The organism is Xanthomonas citri pv. citri (assembly GCF_000961215.1).
In the GTDB taxonomy this organism is placed as follows: domain Bacteria; phylum Pseudomonadota; class Gammaproteobacteria; order Xanthomonadales; family Xanthomonadaceae; genus Xanthomonas; species Xanthomonas cissicola.
In genome coordinates this window covers 4,013,703-4,036,115 of the sequence record NZ_CP008998.1, presented here as the reverse complement: position 1 = coordinate 4,036,115, position 22,413 = coordinate 4,013,703, and the positions used below count along the sequence as shown (strand labels likewise).

Annotated in this window: 17 protein-coding genes and 1 other RNA gene; 11 read left to right on the top strand and 7 right to left on the bottom strand. The window is 64.6% G+C overall.

What is annotated here, in order from left to right; translation table 11 throughout:
• The first annotated feature begins 15 nt into the window (after positions 1 to 15).
• Positions 16 to 909: a helix-turn-helix domain-containing protein gene (locus tag AMD14_RS17845; protein ID WP_003483324.1), complete on the top strand. Its 894-nt coding sequence runs from the start codon at positions 16 to 18 to the stop codon at positions 907 to 909.
• Positions 910 to 957: 48 nt separating this feature from the next.
• Positions 958 to 3,801 (top strand): TonB-dependent receptor plug domain-containing protein, encoded by a 2,844-nt coding sequence (locus AMD14_RS17840; protein WP_003483322.1) that lies wholly within the window; start codon positions 958 to 960, stop codon positions 3,799 to 3,801.
• Between the two features lie 417 nt (positions 3,802 to 4,218).
• On the opposite strand, the gene AMD14_RS17835 is transcribed toward AMD14_RS17840, so the two are convergent.
• Positions 4,219 to 5,367: an HDOD domain-containing protein gene (locus tag AMD14_RS17835; RefSeq protein ID WP_011052282.1), complete on the bottom strand. Its 1,149-nt coding sequence runs from the start codon at positions 5,365 to 5,367 to the stop codon at positions 4,219 to 4,221.
• A gap of 115 nt (positions 5,368 to 5,482) precedes the next feature.
• A complete protein-coding gene (gene ppa, locus AMD14_RS17830; RefSeq protein ID WP_005911986.1) occupies positions 5,483 to 6,019 on the bottom strand; it encodes an inorganic diphosphatase in 537 nt (178 codons plus the stop codon).
• A 197-nt stretch (positions 6,020 to 6,216) separates the two neighbouring features.
• On the opposite strand from ppa, the gene AMD14_RS17825 reads away from it, so the two are divergent.
• A complete protein-coding gene (locus tag AMD14_RS17825; protein ID WP_011052281.1) occupies positions 6,217 to 6,696 on the top strand; it encodes a hypothetical protein in 480 nt (159 codons plus the stop codon).
• 280 nt (positions 6,697 to 6,976) lie between these two features.
• Here the strand turns inward: AMD14_RS17825 and AMD14_RS17820 are convergent, their stop codons facing one another.
• Positions 6,977 to 9,004: a sodium-translocating pyrophosphatase gene (locus AMD14_RS17820; RefSeq protein ID WP_011052280.1), complete on the bottom strand. Its 2,028-nt coding sequence runs from the start codon at positions 9,002 to 9,004 to the stop codon at positions 6,977 to 6,979.
• Between the two features lie 250 nt (positions 9,005 to 9,254).
• Here AMD14_RS17820 and AMD14_RS17815 point away from each other — a divergent pair, with 250 nt between their 5' ends.
• Positions 9,255 to 9,779, top strand: coding sequence for a hypothetical protein (locus tag AMD14_RS17815; RefSeq protein ID WP_005921697.1), 525 nt, complete (start codon positions 9,255 to 9,257; stop codon positions 9,777 to 9,779).
• Positions 9,780 to 10,027: 248 nt separating this feature from the next.
• Here AMD14_RS17815 and AMD14_RS17810 read toward each other — a convergent pair whose 3' ends face one another.
• Positions 10,028 to 11,284: a 6-phosphofructokinase gene (locus AMD14_RS17810; RefSeq protein WP_011052278.1), complete on the bottom strand. Its 1,257-nt coding sequence runs from the start codon at positions 11,282 to 11,284 to the stop codon at positions 10,028 to 10,030.
• Positions 11,285 to 11,444: 160 nt separating this feature from the next.
• Here AMD14_RS17810 and AMD14_RS17805 point away from each other — a divergent pair, with 160 nt between their 5' ends.
• The 4 genes from AMD14_RS17805 to AMD14_RS17790 all read left to right on the top strand — a co-directional run bounded on the left by AMD14_RS17805 (position 11,445) and on the right by AMD14_RS17790 (position 15,504).
• Positions 11,445 to 12,008: an adenylate kinase gene (locus AMD14_RS17805; protein ID WP_003483308.1), complete on the top strand. Its 564-nt coding sequence runs from the start codon at positions 11,445 to 11,447 to the stop codon at positions 12,006 to 12,008.
• Positions 12,009 to 12,367: 359 nt separating this feature from the next.
• Positions 12,368 to 13,735, top strand: a complete 1,368-nt coding sequence (gene mpl / locus AMD14_RS17800) for a UDP-N-acetylmuramate:L-alanyl-gamma-D-glutamyl-meso-diaminopimelate ligase (protein ID WP_171843863.1) — start codon at positions 12,368 to 12,370, stop codon at positions 13,733 to 13,735.
• On the top strand, positions 13,735 to 14,331 hold the full coding sequence (locus AMD14_RS17795) for an LON peptidase substrate-binding domain-containing protein (RefSeq protein WP_015463576.1): 597 nt from the start codon (positions 13,735 to 13,737) through the stop codon (positions 14,329 to 14,331). The genes mpl and AMD14_RS17795 overlap by 1 nt, the downstream gene beginning before the upstream one ends.
• A gap of 288 nt (positions 14,332 to 14,619) precedes the next feature.
• Positions 14,620 to 15,504, top strand: a complete 885-nt coding sequence (locus tag AMD14_RS17790) for a bestrophin family protein (protein WP_015463575.1) — start codon at positions 14,620 to 14,622, stop codon at positions 15,502 to 15,504.
• A gap of 583 nt (positions 15,505 to 16,087) precedes the next feature.
• On the opposite strand, the gene AMD14_RS17785 is transcribed toward AMD14_RS17790, so the two are convergent.
• A complete protein-coding gene (locus tag AMD14_RS17785; protein WP_015463574.1) occupies positions 16,088 to 18,175 on the bottom strand; it encodes a bifunctional DedA family/phosphatase PAP2 family protein in 2,088 nt (695 codons plus the stop codon).
• Positions 18,176 to 18,326: 151 nt separating this feature from the next.
• On the opposite strand from AMD14_RS17785, the gene AMD14_RS17780 reads away from it, so the two are divergent.
• Both AMD14_RS17780 and AMD14_RS17775 read left to right on the top strand, forming a co-directional pair.
• Complete coding sequence (locus AMD14_RS17780) at positions 18,327 to 18,986, top strand: serine/threonine-protein kinase (RefSeq protein WP_003486076.1); 660 nt, start codon at positions 18,327 to 18,329, stop codon at positions 18,984 to 18,986.
• 127 nt (positions 18,987 to 19,113) lie between these two features.
• On the top strand, positions 19,114 to 19,929 hold the full coding sequence (locus AMD14_RS17775; protein WP_011052273.1) for an SDR family oxidoreductase: 816 nt from the start codon (positions 19,114 to 19,116) through the stop codon (positions 19,927 to 19,929).
• Positions 19,930 to 19,933: 4 nt separating this feature from the next.
• Here AMD14_RS17775 and AMD14_RS23955 read toward each other — a convergent pair.
• Both AMD14_RS23955 and AMD14_RS17770 read right to left on the bottom strand, forming a co-directional pair.
• Positions 19,934 to 20,005: non-coding RNA, sX9 sRNA (locus tag AMD14_RS23955), on the bottom strand.
• A 64-nt stretch (positions 20,006 to 20,069) separates the two neighbouring features.
• A complete protein-coding gene (locus AMD14_RS17770) occupies positions 20,070 to 20,942 on the bottom strand; it encodes an ion transporter (protein WP_011052272.1) in 873 nt (290 codons plus the stop codon).
• A 72-nt stretch (positions 20,943 to 21,014) separates the two neighbouring features.
• On the opposite strand from AMD14_RS17770, the gene AMD14_RS17765 reads away from it, so the two are divergent.
• Positions 21,015 to 22,241 carry an acetylornithine transaminase gene (locus tag AMD14_RS17765; RefSeq protein WP_011052271.1) on the top strand — a complete coding sequence of 409 codons (1,227 nt, stop codon included), beginning with the start codon at positions 21,015 to 21,017 and terminating at the stop codon, positions 22,239 to 22,241.
• Positions 22,242 to 22,413 lie beyond the last annotated feature (172 nt).

Here is a 22,413-nt window from a genome sequence, read left to right as displayed (position 1 = left end):
CAGGGGGCTGCCAACATGCAACAGGTCATCACTGCAGATCGTGGGCTCGCGCTCGCGCTGGATAGCGCCAGCGAGTCGACATCGACCACTTGTCTGGCGGTCTCGCGGCTCGGCAGCATCCGCACCAGCGCGGCGACATTCACGTTGTGGATTCAACTGCGTGGACGCGCATGGGTGGAATCCAAGGAAGGCCGCTTTCGTCTGCGCGCCGGCGACTGGATCGCCTTCGACAAGGATTCCCATCCCACCGTGCAGGCAGACCGCAGCGCGCTATGCGTAGGCGTCGGTCTGGATGGCGAGAGCCTGCAGTCGCTCGCTGAACTGACCGACGCCACGCTGTATCCCGGCCGTGCCCAGTTGTCGCGCGGCGATCTGCGCATCGCCTTGCGCTTGTGGCGCAATGCTGCCGCACAAAGCGGCAGTGCGTCCGCGCGGCCGTTGCTGTTGCACCTGGCCGCGATGCAGCGCGATTTCATTGCGCAGGAACAGCGTTGCCCGGGCCGCTCGCGCAGCCGTCGGCGTCAGGTGTTCGGGCGCATGCAGCGTGCGCGGCTGTACCTGGAAGGCAACAGCGACCGCGTGGTGCGCATCAGCGAACTGGCGCAGCTGACCAATTTTTCCAGCTGGTACGTCTCCAAGACGTTTCAGAGCTTGTACGAAGAAAGCCCGCAAGCGCTGTCGGCACGCTTGCGTCTGGAGCGTGCCTCCGATTTGTTGCGCGATACCTCGATGATGATCGGCGAGGTTGCAGCGGCAAGCGGCTTCGACAATTGCTGCAGCTTCGCGCGTGCGTTTCGTGCGCGCTTCGGTGTCTCCGCATCGCACTACCGCGACCAAACGGCAAATCCGCCAGATTCGGCAAAGCCACGTAGCGTGACGCGCAAAGCGACGGCGTTCACGCAATCGTAATTTGCACAGGGGCGCTTAACGCGCCACTAACGAACCCTGGAGAGATTGATGAACCTTCGCACTTCCGCAGTGCGGCTGGGCCTGTTGCCCGCCGGTATTGCGATCGCGTTGACGCCGGCTTTTGCCGCCGCACAAGAGTCGACCACCACGCTTGACCGTATCGAGATCACCGGCTCGCGCATCCGTAGCGCGGACGTCGAGACGCAGCAGCCGATCTTGACGCTTGACCGTCAAGCGTTGGAAAAGCAGGGCCTGACGTCTGTTGCCGACGTGCTGCAGAACCTGACCTCCGCCGGTTCCCCGGCTATCTCGCGCGCTGACGCGCTGTCGTCCGGCGAAGACGTTGGCGGTTACTACGTCGATCTGCGCAATCTCGGCGCGCAGCGTACGTTGGTGCTGGTGAACGGTAAGCGTCTGGGTGCGTCGACCTCCGGTCTGCAGGATCTCAGCCAGATTCCGATGTCGGCAATCGAGCGTATTGAAGTGCTGAAGGACGGCGCCTCGTCCATCTACGGCTCCGACGCGATCGCCGGTGTGGTCAACGTCATCACGCGTAAGCGTTTCGACGGCGCTGAAGCCAGCGTGCAGTTCGGCCAGTTCGGCCAGGGCGACGGCGACACCACGCAGTACTCCTTCACTGTTGGCTCGCAGGGCGAGCGCGGTGGCGTGACGCTGTCTGCCGAATATTCCAAGCAGGACCCGGTGTTCGCCAAGAACCGTTGGTTCAGCCGCGATGGTTCGCGTGGTCCCAACTCGACCCCGAACAGCTGGAGCCCGATCAGCCAGAACGGTTCGTGGTGCAATCCGCTGCAGGTCGACTGCGATGATCCGGACACCGCGGTGTGGCAGACGCTCAACGCCGGCGGCAACCCGAACAACCCGGCCGACTATCACCGCATCACGCCGGCCGAGTACGCCAACTCGAACCAGCAGATGATGGTGCAGACCGGTATCGAGCGGAAGTCGGTGTTCGCCAACGTCAACTACGACGTTGCCGATGCCATCACCTTCAACGCCGATATTGCCTACAACGAGCGCACGACCGATGGACAGATCGCGGGCTACCCGTATCAGTCCGGTTCGTTCGGCACTCCGCTGGAAGGCAGCAGCGCGTTCAATCCGATTGGTCAGGATGTCGACTTCCGTCGTCGTCTGTGGGAAGTGCCGCGCGCCAGCGAAAACCAGCTCAAGACCCTGCGCTTCGCGCCGACCTTGAGTGGCTACTTCGACATCGGCGGCAAGACCTGGGACTGGGACGTGGGTGCGTTGTGGAACCGCAACGAGAACACCAAGCGCAGCCGTGGCGACATGAGCCTCATCGCGTCGCGTCAGGCACTGGGCCCGTCCTTCATCAACGGCCAGGGCGTTGCGCAGTGCGGGACCGCCGCAGACCCGATCTCGCTGTCGGCCTGCCGTCCGTGGAATCCGCTGCTGCCGTACAACGTTGCAGGTCAGGGCTCGCTTGCCGACCCGGCGCTGCAGGAATTCCTGTTCCCGACCTTCACCGATACCGGCCTGACCAAGACCACCAGCTTCACCGCAAACCTGTCCGGTTCGGTGGTTGAGCTGCCGGCTGGCGATCTGGGCGTTGCGGTGGGCTATGAACACCGCAAGGAAGAAGGTCGCTTCTCTCCGGATGCGTTTGCGCAGTCGGGCGAAAGCACCGGCCTGGGTGCCAAGACCACGCAGGGCCAGTACTCGCTGGACGAGGTCTACCTCGAATTGAATGTTCCGCTCCTGAGCGATGTCGCTTTCGCCAAGGAACTGACCTTCAACGCCGCAACGCGTTATTCGGACTACAGCAACTTCGGTAACACGCTGAACTCGAAGTTCGGCCTGACCTGGCGTCCGCTGGAAGACCTGCTGGTGCGTGCGACGTATGCGGAAGGTTTCCGTGCGCCGACCATCAGCGACCTGTATGGTGGCCTCAGCAGCAGCTTCGAGTCTTACATCGATCCTTGCGGCGTCGGCGCCCCGAACAGCGTCAACGGCAACGCAGCTTGCAACAATGCCAATGTTCCGCTCGGCTATACCCAGCTCGGCCAGGGCTTCGTGCCTTGCACGACCTATCCGTGCCAGACGCCTGATGAATTCATCAGCGGCGCCAACCCGAACCTGAAGCCGGAAACCTCCACGAGCAAGACCGCCGGTCTGGTCTGGAGCCCGCGTTGGGTGCAGGGTCTGGACATCTCGCTGGATTGGTACCGCTACGAGATCAACGACATGATCATCGCCGATAGCGTCGACCGCATCCTGCGCGACTGCTATGTGCTCGGCAATGCAGAACGTTGCGCAAATGTCACACGCGCAGCCGATGGTCATATCTCGGCGATGAGCTACGGCGTGGCCAACCTCGGTCAGATGGAAACCGAAGGCTACGACCTGGGTGTGAAGTACCGCCTGCCGGAAACGGCCATCGGTTCCTTCACCTTCGACTGGCAGACCAGCTACGTCAGCAAATACGACGAAGCCGGCCAGGACAGCGCAGGCAACGCCATCATGATTGGTCGCGTCGGCGAGCCGGGCATCTTCCGCGTGCGTTCGAACGTTGGCGTGAACTGGTCGCTGGGTGATTTCGGCGTCAACTACACCCTGCGTTACTACTCGGGCATGAAGGAAAGCTGCATCACGCTGGCCGAAGGCTATTGCGATGCGCCGGACCATGTCGCCAATGGCGAGTCCGACCCGCTGCGTCACACCGGCGCCAATACCTTCCACGACCTGCAGGTCAACTGGAAGGCGCCGTGGGACGCAACGATCGCACTTGGCGCGAACAATGTGTTCGATCACCGCGGTCCGCTGCAGTACTCGGCACCGAACAGCAGCTTCGCCTACTACGGCGGCTTCGAAATCGGTCGTTTCGTGTACATGAAGTACACCCAGCGCTTCTGATCCATCGACGCGCGTGGTAAATAAAAGACGGGCCGCAAGGCCCGTCTTTTTTATTTGCAATTTGCTGATGCGATGAGGGAGCTGCGCGTGCGACGCGGTGATTTAGATGCAGGGTAATCGCTGCGCTACTCAAGCGCTGCGGCACTCCGCGAAGAGCGCGCGCAGGAGGTGGAAGTCGTCGAGTGATGCGGCTCGAGAGAACTGCCGTCCTTATTCTCGTGCAGCCTCCACAGCGCATGAGCGCACTGTCCTGCCCGTAGTGCGGTGCGCTTCGGGTGAGGGTCGTCATCACCCAGACCAAGGCTTGCAATGCGCGGCCCTGGCGCAACGGCTCCATGCAGGGGGGGCGGTGGAAGAAGCGGCATAAAAAACGCGGCCCTGGCCGCGTTTTTTTCAGGCACGCCGCATGCGACTAACCTACGCCTCGGTAAGCCCCAGCAACGTGTCGGCCTGTTCGCGCCAGCTTGGCAGGCGCGCGATGACGCCGACCTTGGTCAGGTACTCTTCGTCCACGCTTTCGCCGCTGGCCAATGCCGTGGCGACATGCACTGCGCCGGTGACCCAGAAGCTGCGCATGCTGGAACGCAGCGGATGGCGATGGAAGGCCACCGCTTCGATGATGGGCATCGGCAAGCCCCACAGGCCGAGCAGGTAGGCGCCGGCTTCGGTGTGACCCAGGCGTTCGTCGCCGGCTTCGGCCGGGGCTTCGCGCTCGTCGCGCACGCCCGGCAGCAGCAGGCCGATGTCGGCCAGCAATGCGGCGGTGGAACCGAGTTCTGCGCTGGTCGGCGGAAGCACCTTGGCCGCCAGGCGCGAGGAGAGCAGGGCGCGGCGCTGCATCGCGTTGCGCTCGGCCGGTGTGAGCGTCTGGACCGAAAACACTTCGCTGGCCAGTACCAGATCGCGCAGCGTCGCCACGCCCAGGCGGGTCACCGCCGTGCGCAGATCGGTAATGCTGCGGCCACCGGAAAAGAACGCCGAATTGCACAATTGCAGCACTTTCGCCGCGATCGCCGGGTCGCCGGCGATCAGCTTGGCGATATCGGCCGCATCGGCGCCGTCGTCCTCTTCCAGCGCATGCATCAGGCTCAGGTACAAATGCGGAGGCGAGGGCAGCTTTTCGATCCGCCCGATCGCCGCGCGCAGGCGCGGATTGCTGAGCAGCTCGCGCAGTTCTTCCAGGCTGGTGACCGCTTCGAGCAGCACTTCGGGTGCCAGCGGCATCGGCAAGAAGCGATGCGCCACGCCGATGATGCGGGCCGGCGGCGTGCGCTGGCCGCCTTGCGCATCGATCAACGCAATACGAATGGTGTCCGGGCGCAGCGTGCGGATTTGCCCCAGCAAGGTGGCGGCAGTCAGGTCCGGCAGCACCGGGGCAACGATGACGGCGTCGAACGGCGACAGCGCGGCAGCTTCGATCGCCGAATTGCCATCGGCCACCTGCTGCGCCTGCCACTGGTCGCCCAGGTCGGCGACATAGTCGACAAGGTCGGACGGAAGACTGGCTTCGTCCCCAACAAACAGAATACGCAAGACACTTCCCCAGAAGTCACCGGTGACAGACACCGGCCAAACGCTTTCGGCAATGTACCCAATCTGCCGACTGCGGTCACCGGGATCACGCCAGAAGCGTGATCCCGGTCGCCCGCCCTACACGCAGGGCAGCATCACGATCGATGGATCAGGGTGCGTCGGAATTGTAGCGTTCCACCGACTCGGTCAGGATGCGCTTGGCCTCGGCCGCGCCGCCCCAGCCATCCAGCTTGACCCACTTGCCCTTCTCCAAGTCCTTGTAGTGCTCGAAGAAGTGGCCGATACGCTCCATCCAGTGGCTGGACACCTGGTTGATGTCTTCGATGTGCGCGTAACCGGAGAAGATCTTCTCGATCGGCACGGCCAGGATCTTTTCGTCGCTGCCGGCTTCGTCGCTCATGCGCAGCACGCCCACCGGACGGCAGCGCACCACCGAGCCCGGCACCAATGGCAACGGCAGCACCACCAGCACGTCGGCCGGGTCGCCATCGCCGCACAGGGTGTTGGGCACGTAGCCATAGTTGCAGGGGTAACGCATCGGGGTCGACAGAATGCGGTCCACGAAGATCGCCCCGCTGGCCTTGTCGACTTCGTACTTGACCGGCTCGGAATCCTTGGGGATCTCGATGACGACGTTGATTTCTTCCGGCAGATTCTTGCCAGAGGTGACCAGTTCAAGGCCCATGCGGGTAGCTCCGAGGCGTCAGCAGTATGTGGAGCGCGATTCTACGCGTTCGGCTGTTGCGCTGCAGCGACACTGAATGGGCAATGTCCTGACCGCTGCATGCGGCATAGCCCGCGTTCATCACGGGTGGCCGCCTGATCGTTGCGGCCCGGCCGGCGGCGCACCCTGCAGACTCATCCACCGCATAGGAATTGCCCATGTCCAGGCTTGCGCGTTTGCTCGTTCTCCTGCTGCTGTCCCTTACCGCCCAGATCGCCGCCGCCACGCCTCCACCCACTTTCGTGGATGCGGTGGACTGGCCCGCCAATGGCGAGGGTTGGGAGGCGTTTATCGACCTGGAGCAGCGGCTGGACCGCGACTTCGACAATATTTGCGGCGATACCTTTTGCGGTGGCGACTTCAGCGACTACCAGCCGCTACGCTTACGCTGCTCGGTGCATCGCGTCACCGGGGTGGTGCGGAGCTGCATCTGGACCTTCGGCGCCAGTGAGGTCAGCGTCGACCCGCGCAGCGGTTACCTGCGGTCGGACAGCCGGGTGTGGCGCTGCACGGCACCGTTGAAGGCCGGTACCCGCCTGGATGAGATGTATCGCACGCTTGCGGTGGCCAATCCGCTGTTCGAGCCACTGCCGGGCGGCGCACCGCCGATCTATGACGGCTTGATCGGCTGCCTGTGATCATTGGTCCGGGCGGGACGGGGGGCTTGCCAACATGGGCCAGCCCCTTCCACCTGGGGGCGGCATCTTCGTATCGACGATGGTCGCCGCCAGCGGGCGCCGGCGTGATGCCGATCCTGAGCTGGTCAGCGCAAATGACCGGGTCCGACCGCGCCCTTATTGGCCTGGTCCCTGGGCCGCAGCGTTGCCACTTTCCGCTTGACCTGCCGCGACTGGTTTGGTTGGTCGGCTGCTCCCGTCGTCGCGACCGCAGGTCACGCGACCTGCGGTCGTCGCAGCGTTACAGCAGTGGCACGAGCAATAAGGCCACGATGTTGATGATCTTGATCAACGGGTTGATCGCCGGCCCCGCGGTGTCTTTGTATGGGTCACCGACTGTGTCGCCGGTAATCGCAGCCTTGTGCGCCTCGCTGCCTTTCCCGCCGAAGTGGCCGTCCTCGATGTATTTCTTGGCGTTGTCCCAGGCGCCGCCGCCAGTGGTCATCGAAATCGCCAGGAACAAGCCAGTGACAATCGTGCCGATCAACAAGCCACCCAGTGCACGCGGCCCCAGTAGCAACCCGACGATGATCGGAACCACCACCGGCAGCAGCGAAGGCACGATCATTTCGCCAATCGCCGAACGGGTCAGCATATCGACCGCGCGGTCGTACTGCGGCTTGGCGGTGCCGGCCATGATGCCGGGAAGCTCGCGGAACTGGCGGCGCACTTCTTCCACCACGGCGCCCGCGGCGCGGCCGACCGCTTCCATCGCCATCGCGCCGAACAGATACGGAATCAGCCCGCCAATCAGCAGCCCGATGATCACCGTGTGGTCGGATAGATCGAAGGCGTACACCTGGTCGGGATTGGCCGCCTGCAGGTTGTGCGTGTAGTCGGCAAACAGCACCAACGCAGCCAGCGCCGCCGATCCGATCGCGTAGCCCTTGGTCACTGCCTTGGTGGTGTTGCCCACCGCGTCCAGCGGGTCGGTGATGTTGCGGACCTCAGGGGGGAGCTCGGCCATCTCGGCGATGCCGCCGGCGTTATCGGTAATCGGCCCATACGCATCCAGGGCAACGATCATGCCGGCCATCGACAACATGGCCGTCGCTGCAATCGCAATGCCGTACAAGCCGCCGAAATGGAACGCCCCCCAGATTGCTGCACAGACCGCGATCACCGGCAGCGCGGTAGATTTCATCGAAATACCGAGCCCTGCGATGATGTTGGTGCCGTGCCCGGTGGTGCTGGCCGATGCAACATGCTGCACCGGGGTGTACTGCGTGCCGGTGTAGTACTCGGTGATCCACACGATCAGGCCGGTGAGCACCAGGCCGATCAGTGCGCAGGCGTACAACGCCGTGGCGCCGTGGATGTTGTCGCGCATCAGCGATTGGGTGATGGGCCAGTAAGCCAACGCCGCCAGTACGCCCGATACGATGACGCCTTTGTAAAGCGCACCCATGATCGAACCGCCGTCTTTGACCTTGACGAAGGCCGCGCCCACGATCGAGGCGATGATCGATACCCCGCCGAGCACCAATGGATAGAGCACGGCATGCGAACCGGTGTCGGCCAACGTCAGACTGCCGAGCAGCATGGTGGCGATCACGGTGACTGCGTAGGTTTCGAACAGATCGGCCGCCATGCCGGCGCAGTCGCCCACGTTGTCGCCGACATTGTCCGCAATCACCGCCGGGTTGCGTGGATCGTCCTCGGGAATGCCGGCCTCGACCTTGCCGACAAGATCGGCGCCCACATCTGCGCCCTTGGTGAAAATTCCGCCACCCAGGCGCGCGAAGATCGAGATCAACGACGACCCGAAGGCCAACCCGACCAATGCATGCAGGTTCTGCTCCAGTGGCAGCCCCATGCCTTGCAGCACAGCAAAGTAGCCCGCCACGCCGAGCAGCCCCAGGCCGACCACCAGCATGCCGGTGATCGCCCCGCCACGGAACGCCACATCCATCGCCTTGCCAATGCCATGCCGCGCCGCTTCGGCGGTGCGGACATTGGCGCGCACCGACACGTTCATGCCGATATAGCCGGCTAACCCGGACAACACCGCACCCAGTGCAAACCCGATCGCGGTGTACCAACTCAGGAACAGCCCGACCAACACGAACAGCACCGCCCCAGCAACCGAAATGGTGAGGTATTGCCGGTTGAGATAGGCACGCGCGCCTTCCTGGATCGCGGCGGCGATCTCCTGCATGCGTGCATTGCCGCTCGGCTGCGCGACCACCCAGCGCGCCGACACGATTCCATAGACGATTGCCAAGACCGCACAACCCAGCGCAAGCCACAACCCGTAGTGTTCCAGCATGACCCCTCCCAAGAGAATGGATGTCGTCCGGTCGGGACGAACCAAGGGCGATGCACACAACGAGTGGACTGACGAATACGGACTCGACGGCCGCCTGGGCCGTAATGCGCGTCGCGAATGTTCAGGTGGCCGGATCGCGACCGAGTATGCGCCGCGGCTTGCGTGGCGACCAGCGTGACGGCTTTGGCGCGTCGTTCAGTTGCGGCGTGACAGCCTGCGGCCAACGTGATTCGGTCGACCAGGAGTGTAAATGCCACACCATACCGCGCAAAAATATGCCGCGATGCTCGCGACGCTGTTGCTGACGAGCCAAGCGTTTGCGGCCGATCCCACGCCCGAACTCAAGCCACGCGCACCCGGCACCGCGCAAGCGGTCGGTGCCGTGCACACCTTGCGTCAGATCCCGGAAGCCTGCGTACGACTGGAAGGCGTGTTTACCGGAAATGCTGCACAGCCGTATACATTGTCGGTGGTCCGCAGCAGCCCCACCTGCCAGCCACGTGCACGCTTCGTGGATTTCGCCAAGGCCGCGCCCAGTGTCGCCTCGGGCTGGATCTTCAACGATGTGATCCGTGTACCAAGCGCAGCGTGCCCGTCACAGCAAGCGGTCGTGCGCGTGTGGCGCAAGCCGGCCGACGCAAAGCCACAACTCGATGGCCAGGGCCAGTCGCGCATCTATCTGGAAGACGCCAAGCAGCAAGCCGCTGCCGGCAAGATTCCGCAAGTACCGATGTTCGCTGCGCAGATGACGATGGAAGGCAAGGCGTGTCAGTAAGTCGAGACTTTGCTCTGCATCCGTAACGACGAACCCCGGCCAGGCCGGGGTTCGCTTTCAGTGCATGCACCGGTGTATCAATTGCTTCGACAGTCGCCAAGACAACGCGCTTTCATAAACCTGTCGTATTGACCTACGCCCTCAGCGCCACCTTTCGTTAGGGCGCAACCCACGCGCATGAGTCGCCCGATGTGCCGCCGCCTCAGCGGAGAGTTGAACATCGCTGTGCATCCCACGCGGCGCCGATCTCACCCCTCCCAAGCTGGCAATTTCTTCGCCACCGCGACATTCTTCAAACTCACATACTTCGGCAAGCCATCGCTGCCGTAGGCCAGCGCGGCTTCGCCCTTGATCAACGGGGCGAAGTAGCGGCGGGCGCGTTCGGTGATGCCGAAGCCGTCCTTGCGCAGGAAGCTGGGCGGCATCTTCTTTTCGTGATTGGCCACCTTGTGCAGGGGGGCGGGCACGATCTTCCAGCGGTAGGGTGCGTCGCTGACGCGTTCGATCACCGGGATCACCGCGTTCATGCCTTTGATCGCGTATTGCACGGCGGCCTTGCCGACCGCTTGCGCCTGTTCCCAGTCCGTCTTGGATGCGAGGTGGCGTGCGGAGCGCTGCAGGTAATCCGGCAACGTCCAGTGCACCTTGTAGCCGAGTTCCTGCTTGACCTGTGCGGCCAGGAACGAGGCCACGCCGCCGAGCTGTGCATGGCCGAACGAGTCGGCCGCGCCACCGGCATCGGCGACGAACTTGCCGTGTGCGTCCTGGATGCCCTCGCTGGCCACCACCACGCACCAGCCGACCTTCTCCACCACCTGTTTCACCTTGGCCAGGAATGCAGCCTGGTCGTAGGCGCGTTCGGGTAGCAGGATGATCTGCGGGGCGTCGTCCGGGCCTTGCCCGGCCAGGCCTGCCGCTGCGGCCAGCCAACCGGCATGGCGGCCCATCGCCTCATAGATGAAGACCTTGGTGGAGGTGTCGGCCATGGCGGCGACATCCAGTGCGGCCTCGCGTACCGAGACGACGGTGTACTTGGCCGCCGAGCCGAAGCCAGGGCAGGTGTCGGTCGCCGCCAGATCGTTGTCGATGGTCTTTGGCACGCCGATGCAGTGCAGCGGGTAACCATAGGCCTTTGCGAGTTGCGAGACCTTCCACGCGGTGTCGGCCGAGTCGTTGCCGCCGTTGTAGAGGAACCAGCGCACGTCGTGCGCGCGCAGCACGTCGAGCAGACGTTCGTACTTGGCGCTGTCTTCCTCCAGCGATTTGAGCTTGTAGCGGCACGAGCCGAAAGCGCCGCCGGGGGTCTGCGCCAATGCGGCAATGGCTGCAGCGGATTCCTTGGAGGTATCGATCAACTCCTCGCGCAAGGCGCCCAGGATGCCATTGCGCGCAGCCAGTACCTTGATCTTGCGTGCGCGCGCTTCGGCGATGACGCCGGCGGCAGTGGCATTGATGACGGCGGTGACGCCGCCGGATTGGGCATAGAGCAGGTTGCCAGTGGTCATAGGGGGACAGACTCCTCACATGGGAACATGGCGCAGGGGGACAGTGCCGGGACATTCCCCGGATGCGGTAAGCTGCACGGCCATACGGTCAGCGCCGGCGAAGACGTGAGTCTAACGCCGCCCACCGCAACGCGTTTTTATTCGAAAGTGGAGTCCACTGATGCGATTGGTTCTGTTGGGACCGCCCGGTTCGGGCAAGGGCACCCAGGCGACACGTCTCAAAGACACGTTTGATATTCCGCATATTTCCACCGGCGACCTGTTGCGCGCCGAAGTGGCCGCTGGCTCGCCGCTGGGATTGAAGGCCAAGGAAGTGATGGCACGCGGCGACCTGGTGTCCGACGACATCCTGCTCGGCATGCTCGAGGCGCGCCTTGGCCAGGCCGATGTGGCCAAGGGTTTCATCCTGGATGGCTACCCGCGCAACGTGGCCCAGGCCAATGCGCTGGACGAACTGCTCGGCAAGATCGGTCAGCCGCTGGATGCCGTGGTGCAGCTGGATGTGGCCAGCGAGTTGCTGGTCGAGCGCATCGCCGGTCGTGCCAAGGCCGAAGGCCGCGAAGACGACAACCCGGAATCGGTCCGCAAGCGTCTGCAGGTCTACACCGATTCAACTGCACCGGTGATCGGCTTCTACGAGCAGCGCGGCAAGTTGGCGCGCGTGGATGGCGTGGGTTCGCTGGACGAAGTGCTGGAGCGCATCAGCAAGGCGCTCGGGCGCTGAGTCGGTAGGGGACGCCCGGCGCAAGGCACGGTCTCGGCCATGCGCGGCCTCTGGTCGCGCTGCTTTCTCGCCGTGATCGCCCGGACAACGTTACCCAAAAGAAAAACCCCGGACGTACAAGACGCCCGGGGCAGAATAACGCCAGTAGTAGGCTTGCTCAGAGCCCCGACAGCATGAGCTCCCTGGGGATTTGGCCTCTTGGGGAGTAGGACCAAAGGGATACTGCGACTGGCGTTCAGCATAGTGAGCGATGTGACCGGGTTCGCACATCGGGAAATTCCCGACAGTACGGTAGGAAATCCCCGACACCTGGGCTTGCGTTGGATCGGAATGTCCGGCAACTGCGGCGATCGGCGACAATAGGCGGCATGAGCAAACTCCACATTCTCGGCATCGCCGGAACTTTCATGGGCGGTGTGGCCGCCCTGGCGCGTGAGCTGGGCTGGCAGGTGGAAGGCAGCGACCAGGCCATCTATCCGCCGATGTCCACACAACTGGAAACGCTGGGCATTGCGCTGGCACAGGGATACGCGCCGTCCAATATTTCTCTGGACGCGACCGAGGTGGTTGTCGGTAATGCCCTGTCGCGCCGCAATCCGGCGGTGGAGGCGGTGCTGGATGCCGGCCGCCGGTACACCTCCGGCGCGCAGTGGCTGGCCGAGCAGGTGCTGCCGGGCCGCGACACGCTGGCGGTCGCCGGCACCCATGGCAAGACCACCACCACCACCATCCTGAGCTACCTGCTGGAGGCGGCCGGGCGCGCGCCGGGGTTTCTGATCGGTGGCGTGGCCGAAGATTTCGGCGTGTCGGCGCGACTGGGCCAGGGGCGCGAATTCGTGGTGGAAGCCGACGAATACGACACCGCGTTTTTCGACAAGCGCAGCAAGTTCGTGCACTACCGGCCATTGGTGGCGATCCTCAATAACCTGGAATACGACCACGCCGACATCTTCCCGGACGTGGCCGCCATCCAGCGCCAGTTTCACCATCTGGTGCGCACGGTGCCCGCGCGCGGTCGCCTGATCGTCAACGGCGAAGACGCGCACCTGGCCGAGGTGCTGGCGATGGGATGCTGGACGCCGGTGGAGCGGTTCGGCTTCGAGGCGTCGCTGGACTGGAGTGCGCGTTTGATCGCGGCCGATGGCAGCGCATTTGCGGTGCTGCATCGTGGCGTGGAAATTGGCCAGGTGCAGTGGCCGCTGGTTGGGCGGCACAACGTCCTGAACGGGTTGGCGGCGCTGGCGGCGGTGCAGGCGGTGGGTGTGGATCCGGCGACGGTGATGCCGGCACTGGCGCAGTTCCAGAGCGTCAAGCGGCGGCTGGAAGTCATTGGCAACGCGCGCGACATCACCGTGTACGACGACTTCGCGCACCATCCCACCGCCATCGCGACCACGTTGCAGGGCTTGCGTGCGAAGGTCGGGGCGGCGCGTGTTGTGGTGGCAATGGAGCCGCGCAGCAATTCGATGCGGCTGGGCGCGCATGCGCAGGCACTGGCGCCGTCGTTGCACGATGCCGATGCAGTGGTGTTTTTACATCGGCCGGAACTGGCCTGGGACGCCGCACCCATCATTGCGCAGGTGCGCGGCGAGGCACGCGTGGTGCAGGACGTGGATGCCTTGCTGCACACGCTGGGCGAGATTGCCCGGCCCGGCGACCATGTGGTGTTCATGTCCAATGGCGGCTTCGATGGTGCGCCGCGTCGCTTCCTGGCGCAGTTGTCCTGATGGTGCCGCTCATGGCTACCGGCGAGACCAGCACCTTGCCGCTGTTTCCGTTGCACAGCGTGTTGCTGCCCGGTGCGGCAATGGGCTTGCGCGTGTTCGAGCGCCGCTATCTGGACCTGGTGCGCGAGAGCGGCCGCACCGGTAGCAGCTTTGGCGTGTGCCTGATCCTGGATGGCGCCGAGGTAGGCGCGCCGGCGACACCGGCTGCCTTCGGCACCGAGGTGCGTATCGAAGATTTCGATGTCGGGGCCGACGGCGTGCTGGTGCTGCGCTTGCGCGGTACGCGCCGCTTCCATGTGCAGCGTTCGCGTATCCGCGACAACGGTCTGGTCGTCGGCCAGGTGAGCTGGTGCGAGCCCGACAGCGACGACGAATTGCGCCCCGAACACAGTCTGCTGGCCACGGTGCTCGAGCGGATGCTCGAACAGGTGGGGGGCGAATTCGCTTCGGTGGGGCCGGGTTTGCTGGATCAAGCCGCCTGGGTGGGCTGGCGGTTGGCCGAGCTGTTGCCGCTGACCGAGCAGCAACGGCTGTCGCTGCTGCAGCAGGACGATCCGCATCGGCGGCTGGATCAATTGCTGGCCTGGATGCCTTAAGAGCTGCAGATAAACCGGCTGCGCCCGCTACACGGGTGCGGGCAACGCTCCGAACTTTCATGTGCCGCGTGTGCACTGTGTTCCCGCACGCCTTGCACACCCACTGATGGCCGCTCGCTACGCCCTTTCCATCACTCCGGTCGCGTAGGGCAATGGTTTCGATCGGCCCCATCACCGTGCTTGCACCGTGGCAACGGCACACTGCGCACGCTTGAGTGCGCTACCGACCGCATCCATGCACTGGATGCGCGCGATGGCGTCACTCGTTTCTTTTGATGGGGTGTGCCTTTGATTGTCGATGTAAAGCCGCGTGTGGCAGATGTGATCAGCCAGGTCTGGCGGACCCTGGCGGTGTTGTTCGTATGGGATGTGTTGATCACCATCATTTACTACGTGCTGCCGTTCCGTGCGCCGGCATTGCCGCTGACCATCTTTGGTTCTGCGCTGGCGTTGTTCCTAGGCTTTCGCGCCAATTCAACCTACCAACGCTGGTGGGAGGGGCGGGTGCTGTGGGGCCAGATGATCAATGCCTCGCGTAATCTGGTGCGCTTGAGCGTCAGTATCCTGTCTGCACCGGAGGCCGGCGATCTTGGGCGCACCATTGCGCTGCGCCAGATTGCCTACGTCAACGCGCTGCGCTGCCAACTGCGCCGGTTGCCGGTGGCGATGGCGTTGTCCCCGCATGTGGACGCCGACGAAGCGGCGGCGGTGGTGGTGCGCACCAATGTGGCCAACGGCTTGCTCGACATCACCGGACGCAGCGTGGAGCAGGCGCGGCGCGCTGGCTGGATCGACAGCATCCAGCAGGCCAGCGTGGAACGCATCCTGGTGGATATCGCCAACGCACAGGGCGGCATGGAACGCCTGAAGAATACGCCGTTGCCGTACCAATACCGCTTCTATCCGAACCTGTTTACGCGGCTGTTCTGCGTGCTGTTGCCGATCGGTCTGGTGGAGACGCTGCAATACGCCACACCGGTCGGTTCGACCTTGGCCGGGTTGATGTTTCTGGCGGTGTTGAAGATCGGCGATGAGCTAGTGGACCCATTCGCCAACACCATCCACGACCTGCCGCTGGACACGATGTGCCGCACGGTGGAGATCGATGCGCTGCAGGCCATTGGTGAGCAAGCGCCGGAGCCGATGCAGCCGGTGGATGGCGTGTTGTGGTGAGGTATCGCGTGCTAGGCCAATGCGGCCTTTGCATCGCCGAACTGCGCTGATTCGCATTCTTATCGTTCGCCTTGAGAGGCGATTGAACGGTGCAAGCAGTTGTGGCGCGGCCAACTGCGAGTTTTCTGCAGGGCCCTTGCCCACCCACCATCGCGGGACACGCTGCAAGTACGTCCTTGTAAGCTCTTACAAGGTCCCGCGACGGTGAGCGGCAAGGACCAGTCCAGTTGGTCGGTGCGCAGAGTGTTCAAGCGATAGCAAACCATGCGACGCAAGTAACCAGGCGACGCAGTGTTCTCTGCTCGTCGGTAGATCACCGACAAAAGTTGGTGCGATGCCCTCGCCGCTTGCGGGACACGCCGTGAACCCGTCCATGGGGCTCGATGGCTGCATCCATGCCGCCAACGGTCCCGCAAGCGGCGAGGGCGCCGCGCGCTCGACCAACGAAGCGTTCACCCTGTCAATTCAGCAGCCTCTGGACGGCGCCAGCACGTCACCATCGAGACAGGGTTCAATAGCTGTTGCTGACACCCCATCTCGACCCATCGCGCGATCGCCGGCCAATCGCCTATTGCCCGATCGATCAACGGCGTTGTTGCGGCGGACCCGATGCAGCAGGATCGAACGCAGCGGTGTCCGTCCGCGGCACAGCGTTGTGTTTGTCCTCGCCACGCACCGCACTGCCCGAGGTGCTGTCGATCAGGATCACCGGCACCTGCGAGCGACGACGCTGTTCCATGCGATGGGGCAGCGGGCCGAGTGCCTCGCGCAATGCGCTCAGTGCAGGATCGACGCCGCGCAGCGGGTACCACAGGCCGATCAGGCTGAAGTGGCGGCTGTAGCGCAAGGTCTGGGTGCTGCCCACCCACAGCGGTTGTGCATCCGGCTGCAGGCGCGCAGCCGCCGGCCACAGGCGCAGCACATGCACGTGGCCAGGCGCGGCGTGGCGCACCATCAACAGGGCTTCGACCTGCGTCTCCAGCGTGGCCGGCAGAATCGGTACTTCGTCGGGGCGGCCGCTGACATCGAGCAGGTGCAGCGCCTGTTCCCAGCCCGCCTGGGGCTGGACCCGCCAGCCGCGCGCCTGGAGCTGGCGCTGCAACGGGGCGAGCGGGCCGGCCAACTGGACGTCCAGCGGCCAACGCTGATCGTCGTCGAATTCGTTACGGCGTGCCGGCAGCAGGCGCCATTGCTCTTCCCACCACTCGTGTGCGGGCAACTTCATCAATGCCGGCGGAGGCGGTTCGAACTTGGCCAGCTTGATGTCGAGGTTGCGCGGCGCAAAATAAATGGCACAACTCACGAACACCCCATAGAAGATCCACGACACCGGCTTGACCCAGAACGCGCGGGTGGCACGGCGGCGGTAGGCAATGCCCAGCACCAGCAGCCAGAAGATGCCGAACAACATGCCGCCGACGACGTCGCTGAGCCAGTGCGCACCGAGATACAAACGTGCAAAACCGATCAGCGAGACGATGGCGCCGCTGACCAGATACGGCCACACGCGGCGGCGGCCAGGCAACTCGCGCGCGATCAACAGCGCGAAAAAGCCGAAGGCGATCGTGGCCATGGTGACCGCAACCGATGGAAAGCCGAAACCGCTGCTGGCCGCAGGCGGGCGCACCACCTGCACGGTGGCGCCAAGCAGCTGGGTGAGCGCCAGGCCGAAGGCCAGCGCGATCACCCAATGGGCCACGGCCATCCAGCGGCGACGCCAGGCCAGATAGCCCATCGCGGCGGCGATGGCCGGCAACAGCACCTGCCAGTCGCCCAATGAGGCCAGCGCCACCATCGGGTAGTCGGCCAATGGGTTACGCAGCGCCAGCATCAGGTCGTGCACGGCCAGGTCCACGCGCAATGGCTCGCCGTGCGCCAGCACCACCATCAGCAGCACGAACCAGCCCCAGCCGAGCAGCAAGAGCATCAAGGCCATCATGGCCAGCGGCACCGATTCGCGACGGCGCGGGTCGAATACGCCGACCGACCAATTCCCCAGGACCGGGTGCCGGTGCGACCACTCCAGCAGACGTGCCAGCAAGGCATCCAGATGGCCGGCCGACCAGCGGTACGAATACAGCACGACCGCCCAGGCAAGCCCGATCACGGCCGCCAGCAATGCAACCACCACAAATAGCCGCCCGGCCACCGCGGCCACTGCGTCGTAGGCCGTGCCCAGCACCCAGCCGGGCACCAGGAACAACAACGCCCACGACACGCAGGCCAGGCCGCTGGCGACCAGATACCGTTTGAACGGCATGCGCGACATGCCGGCAATCGCCGGTACGAACGGGCGCACTGCACCCACGTAGCGCGCAATCAGGATGCTTTTGAAGGCATTGCGTCGGAACAGCAGCTCGCCGCGCTCCAGCAGTTGCGGGTAACGCCGGAATGGCCAGTAGGTGTGCAGCTGATGGCCCCAGCGATGGCCGACCCAGAAGCTCAACGCATCGCCAACGAAGGCGCCCAGGGTGGCGCACGCCACCGCATAGGGGCCGTTGATCTGCCCGAGCCCGATGAGCACGCCAATGGCGAACAGCAACGGCAACGCAGGCACGATGGCGCCCAGCACGATGACCGCATCACAAAATGCGATGCCAAAGATCACCACGCCAGCCAAGGTGGGGTGGTGTCCGATCCACTCCAGCGTGGCGTCGATCCATGAGTTCATACCTGAATTATAGGTGGGCGCGGCGGCGCCTGACCTGCATCGTCCTCACATCGGGGGATTGGCTTCACCTGAGGTTGCGGCCATGCAGCTGCCGCACGCGCTAATGCCACAGATGCGCGCAGCGAGACAGGCCTGCCGCCTACAATGGGGGATGAGTCACGACCCTGCAGCCAATCTGCCGCTGAAGTCCGATACGTTCGGGCGCATTCTGTTGGTCCGCGATGGCGAACGCTTGTTCGTGCGTCGCGATGTTGGCGTGGCGCCGTGGCTGTTGCGCGGCGTGGCCTGGTGGCTGGCACGGCGCGAGGCGCTGGCCTTGCGCCAACTGGATGACGTGCCGCGCACACCGCGCCTGCTGCACTGGGACGGGCGGCACCTGGATCGCAGCTATCTGGACGGCGCTGCGATGTACCAGCGTCCGCCGCGCGGTGATCTGGCCTACTTCCGCAGCGCGCGCAGGCTGCTGCAGCAGCTGCATCGCCGCGGCGTGGCGCACAACGATCTGGCCAAGGAAGCCAACTGGCTGGTGCAGGAGGACGGCAGCCCGGCGGTGATCGATTTCCAGCTGGCGGTGCGCGGCAACCCGCGCGCGCGCTGGATGCGTCTGCTTGCCCGCGAGGATCTGCGCCACCTGCTCAAGCACAAGCGCATGTACTGCCCGGCCGCACTGACCCCGGTGGAACGCCGCGTGCTCAAGCGCACCTCCTGGGTCCGCGAGCTGTGGTTTGCCACCGGCAAACCGGTCTACCGCTTCGTGACCCGCCGCGTGCTGCACTGGGAAGACAACGAAGGGCAGGGGCCGAAGCCCTGAAAGGCCGGGAATTGGGAATCGGGAATGGGGAATCGAAGAGCGCACCGTGCGAGCTGTTCGTTCGGCGCCTGCGGAACGGTTGAGGCGCTAAGCTTTTGCCATTCCCGATTCCCGATTCCCGATTCCCATGACGTTATCCGGCAAAACCCTGTTCATCACCGGTGCCTCGCGCGGGATTGGCTTGGCGATTGCGCTGCGGGCGGCGTGCGATGGGGCGAATGTGGCGATTGCGGCCAAGTCGGCGGTGGCCAATCCCAAATTGCCTGGCACCATCCATAGCGCGGCCACGGCGGTGACTGCGGCCGGTGGGCAGGCGCTGGCGCTCAAGTGCGACATCCGCGAAGAAGATCAGGTGCGTGCGGCAGTGGCGGCAACGGTCGATGCGTTCGGCGGGATCGACATTCTGGTCAACAACGCCAGTGCGATCTGGTTGCGCGGCGCGCTCGACACACCGATGAAGCGCTTCGATCTGATGCAGCAGGTCAACGCGCGCGGCAGTTTTCTGTGCGCGCAGGCGTGCCTGCCGCATCTGCTGCAGGCGGCCAATCCGCACATTCTCACCTTGGCCCCGCCGCCGTCGTTGAACCCCGCTTGGTGGGGCGCGCACACCGGCTACACGCTGGCCAAGATGGGCATGAGTCTGGTCACCCTGGGGCTGGCGGCGGAATTCGGCCCGCAAGGCGTAGCGATCAATGCATTGTGGCCGCGTACCGTCATTGCCACTGACGCCATCAACATGCTTGCCGGCGTGGACGCCGCGGCCTGCCGTCGGCCGGAGATCATGGCCGACGCCGCGCATGCGGTGCTGACGCGCGCCGCGGCCGGGTTTTACGGGCAGTTCCTGATCGATGATGAGGTCTTGGCCCAGGCCGGCGTCACCGATTTGCGCGGCTATGCGATGGATCCATCGCGCGCGCTGTTGCCGGATCTGTTTCTGGACTGAGAGCGGTTAACCACAAGGCGAACAGTTGTCGTGAGCGTGGACGGCATGCTGGAACCGCAGTGTACGCGTGGCACACGCGCTACCGAGCAACGGCCGCGTCCGCCTGGCGGCGGCGCCGTGGTGTTGGCTGCTCCAGTGCCTCAGCCGTTACCTAGCTCCGGCAGTGGCTCGGCGCATTGCCGGCAATAACGTGCGTCGACCGCGTGGCCTTCCAGCCCGCAGCGCGCGCAGTTGCGCGCATCGCGTTTGCCGGTGTGGCCACCTTCGCGCAATGAGCTGGCCAGTTCGGCGGTATAGATGCCGGTGGGCACGGCGATGATGCTGTAGCCGATCAGGATCAGTGCCGAGGTGACGAAGCGCCCAAGTGTGGTCTGCGGCACCAGATCGCCGAAGCCCACCGTGGCCATGGTGACGATCGCCCAGTACATGCTGGTGGGGATGCTGGTGAAGCCGTGCTGCGGGCCTTCGATGATGTACATCGTGGCGCCGGCGATCACGGTGATGGTGAGCACGGTGAACAGGAACACCAATACCTTGCGACGGCTACGCCACAGCGCATCCAGCAATTGCCCGCTTTCTTCGATGTAGCGGGTGAGCTTGAGAATGCGGAACAGCCGCAGGATGCGCAGTACGCGCACCACCAACAGCGTCTGCGCGCCGGGCACGAAGAACGAGAGATAGCTGGGCAGGATCGACAGCAAATCGATCACGCCCCACACGCTGAGCGCGTAATGCAGCGGGCGCCGCACCACGGACAGACGCAGCGCGTATTCGATGGTGAAGATCACCGTGAACGCCCATTCCAGCGGCACCAGCCAGTCCGCGGCATGCGAATGGATGCGCGGCACGCTGTCGATCATGATCACCACCACGCTCGCCAGGATCGCGACCACCAGCATCAGGTCGAAATTGCGCGAGGGGCGGGTGTCGTGGCGGTAGATGATGTCGAACCACTGCCGGCGCCAGCCATCGTCGGTGGCGGCAGTGAGTTGCGGATCGGAGAAGGGGCGCATGCGCGCATTGTGCCGCAGGCCGGCGAATGCGCGAGAATGCCGCTTCTCCCTCCGCTTCTGCGACCCATCCTCATGAGCACCGCTGCCGATTCGCCCCTGTCACTCGCGCACTACTACCTGCCGGTGTATCGCCCGCGCCAGGTGGTGCTGGAGCGCGGCCAGGGCAGCCGCGTGTGGGACGATGCGGGGCGTGAGTATCTGGATCTGTCGTCGGGCATCGCGGTGAGCGGGCTCGGCCATAACGATCCCGATCTGGTGGCTGCGCTCACCGAGCAGGCCGGCAAGCTGTGGCACACCAGTAACGTGTTTTTCAGCGCGCCGCCGCTGAAACTGGCCGAAGAATTGGTGAGCGCCTCGCGTTTCGCGCACAAGGTGTTCCTGTGCAATTCCGGCACCGAGGCCAACGAGGCGGCGATCAAGCTGGTGCGCAAGTGGGCCAGCAGCCAGGGCCGTCCGGCCGACAAGCGCGTCATCGTCACCTTCCGCGGCAGTTTCCATGGCCGCACGCTGGCATCGGTCACCGCCACCGCGCAGCCCAAGTACCAGGAAGGCTACGAGCCGCTGCCGGGTGGATTTCGCTATGTGGATTTCAACGACGTCGCGGCGCTGGAAGCGGCGATGGCCGGCGGCGATGTGGCCGCAGTGATGGTCGAGCCGATCCAGGGCGAGGGTGGCGTGATGCCGGCCGCGCCGGGTTTCCTGAGCCGCGTGCGCGCGCTGTGCGACCAGCACGATGCGTTGCTGGTGCTGGACGAAATCCAATGCGGCATGGGCCGCACCGGCACGCTGTTCGCGCATTGGCAGGAACAGGTGACGCCGGACATCGTGACCCTGGCCAAGGCCTTGGGCGGCGGTTTCCCGATCGGTGCGATGCTGGCCGGGCCCAAGGTGGCGCAGACCATGCAGTTCGGCGCGCACGGCACCACCTTCGGCGGCAACCCGCTGGCCGCGGCAGTGGCGCGCGTGGCGCTGCGCAAGCTGGCCTCGCCGCAGATCGCCGACAACGTGGTGCGGCAATCTGCGGCATTGCGCGCAGGTCTGGAGGCGCTCAACGCCGAGTTCGGCCTGTTTGCGCAGATTCGTGGGCGTGGCTTGATGCTGGGCGCGGTGCTGGCCCCGGAACACGCCGGGCAGGCGGGGGCGATCCTGGATCTGGCGGCCAAGCATGGCCTGCTGCTGCTGCAGGCCGGCCCGGATGTGTTGCGCTTCGTGCCGGCACTGAATCTGACCGATGCCGAACTGGCCGATGGTCTGGCGCGCTTGCGTCTGGCCACTGCCGAGTATGTCGCGCAGCCGTGATGTCCGGCGGTGCTTGCGCGCCCTCTGGCCGGCACTATGCTGGCTAGAAGGGGGGGAGATGCGTGGTGTGCGGCATGTAGCGCGCTGACGCAGTGCCCGGTCTTTTAATTGCCTGGATGGGATGGCTGTCTTCCGCCGTACCCTCACCCCCAACCCCTCTCCCGACGGGAGA

Excerpts from the sequence above, each read along its gene's own strand:
- AMD14_RS17810 (WP_011052278.1), bottom strand. The coding sequence starts at position 11,284 with ATGACCACTGGCAACCTGCTCTATGCCCAATCCGGCGGCGTCACCGCC.
- AMD14_RS17775 (WP_011052273.1), top strand. The coding sequence starts at position 19,114 with ATGACGTTATCCGGCAAAACCCTGTTCATCACCGGTGCCTCGCGCGGG.
- AMD14_RS17780 (WP_003486076.1), top strand. The coding sequence starts at position 18,327 with ATGAGTCACGACCCTGCAGCCAATCTGCCGCTGAAGTCCGATACGTTC.
- AMD14_RS17840 (WP_003483322.1), top strand. The coding sequence starts at position 958 with ATGAACCTTCGCACTTCCGCAGTGCGGCTGGGCCTGTTGCCCGCCGGT.
- AMD14_RS17785 (WP_015463574.1), bottom strand. The coding sequence starts at position 18,175 with ATGAACTCATGGATCGACGCCACGCTGGAGTGGATCGGACACCACCCC.
- AMD14_RS17820 (WP_011052280.1), bottom strand. The coding sequence starts at position 9,004 with ATGCTGGAACACTACGGGTTGTGGCTTGCGCTGGGTTGTGCGGTCTTG.
- ppa (WP_005911986.1), bottom strand. The coding sequence starts at position 6,019 with ATGGGCCTTGAACTGGTCACCTCTGGCAAGAATCTGCCGGAAGAAATC.
- AMD14_RS17805 (WP_003483308.1), top strand. The coding sequence starts at position 11,445 with ATGCGATTGGTTCTGTTGGGACCGCCCGGTTCGGGCAAGGGCACCCAG.
- AMD14_RS17845 (WP_003483324.1), top strand. The coding sequence starts at position 16 with ATGCAACAGGTCATCACTGCAGATCGTGGGCTCGCGCTCGCGCTGGAT.
- AMD14_RS17770 (WP_011052272.1), bottom strand. The coding sequence starts at position 20,942 with ATGCGCCCCTTCTCCGATCCGCAACTCACTGCCGCCACCGACGATGGC.
- AMD14_RS17765 (WP_011052271.1), top strand. The coding sequence starts at position 21,015 with ATGAGCACCGCTGCCGATTCGCCCCTGTCACTCGCGCACTACTACCTG.
- AMD14_RS17795 (WP_015463576.1), top strand. The coding sequence starts at position 13,735 with ATGGTGCCGCTCATGGCTACCGGCGAGACCAGCACCTTGCCGCTGTTT.
- AMD14_RS17815 (WP_005921697.1), top strand. The coding sequence starts at position 9,255 with ATGCCACACCATACCGCGCAAAAATATGCCGCGATGCTCGCGACGCTG.
- AMD14_RS17825 (WP_011052281.1), top strand. The coding sequence starts at position 6,217 with ATGTCCAGGCTTGCGCGTTTGCTCGTTCTCCTGCTGCTGTCCCTTACC.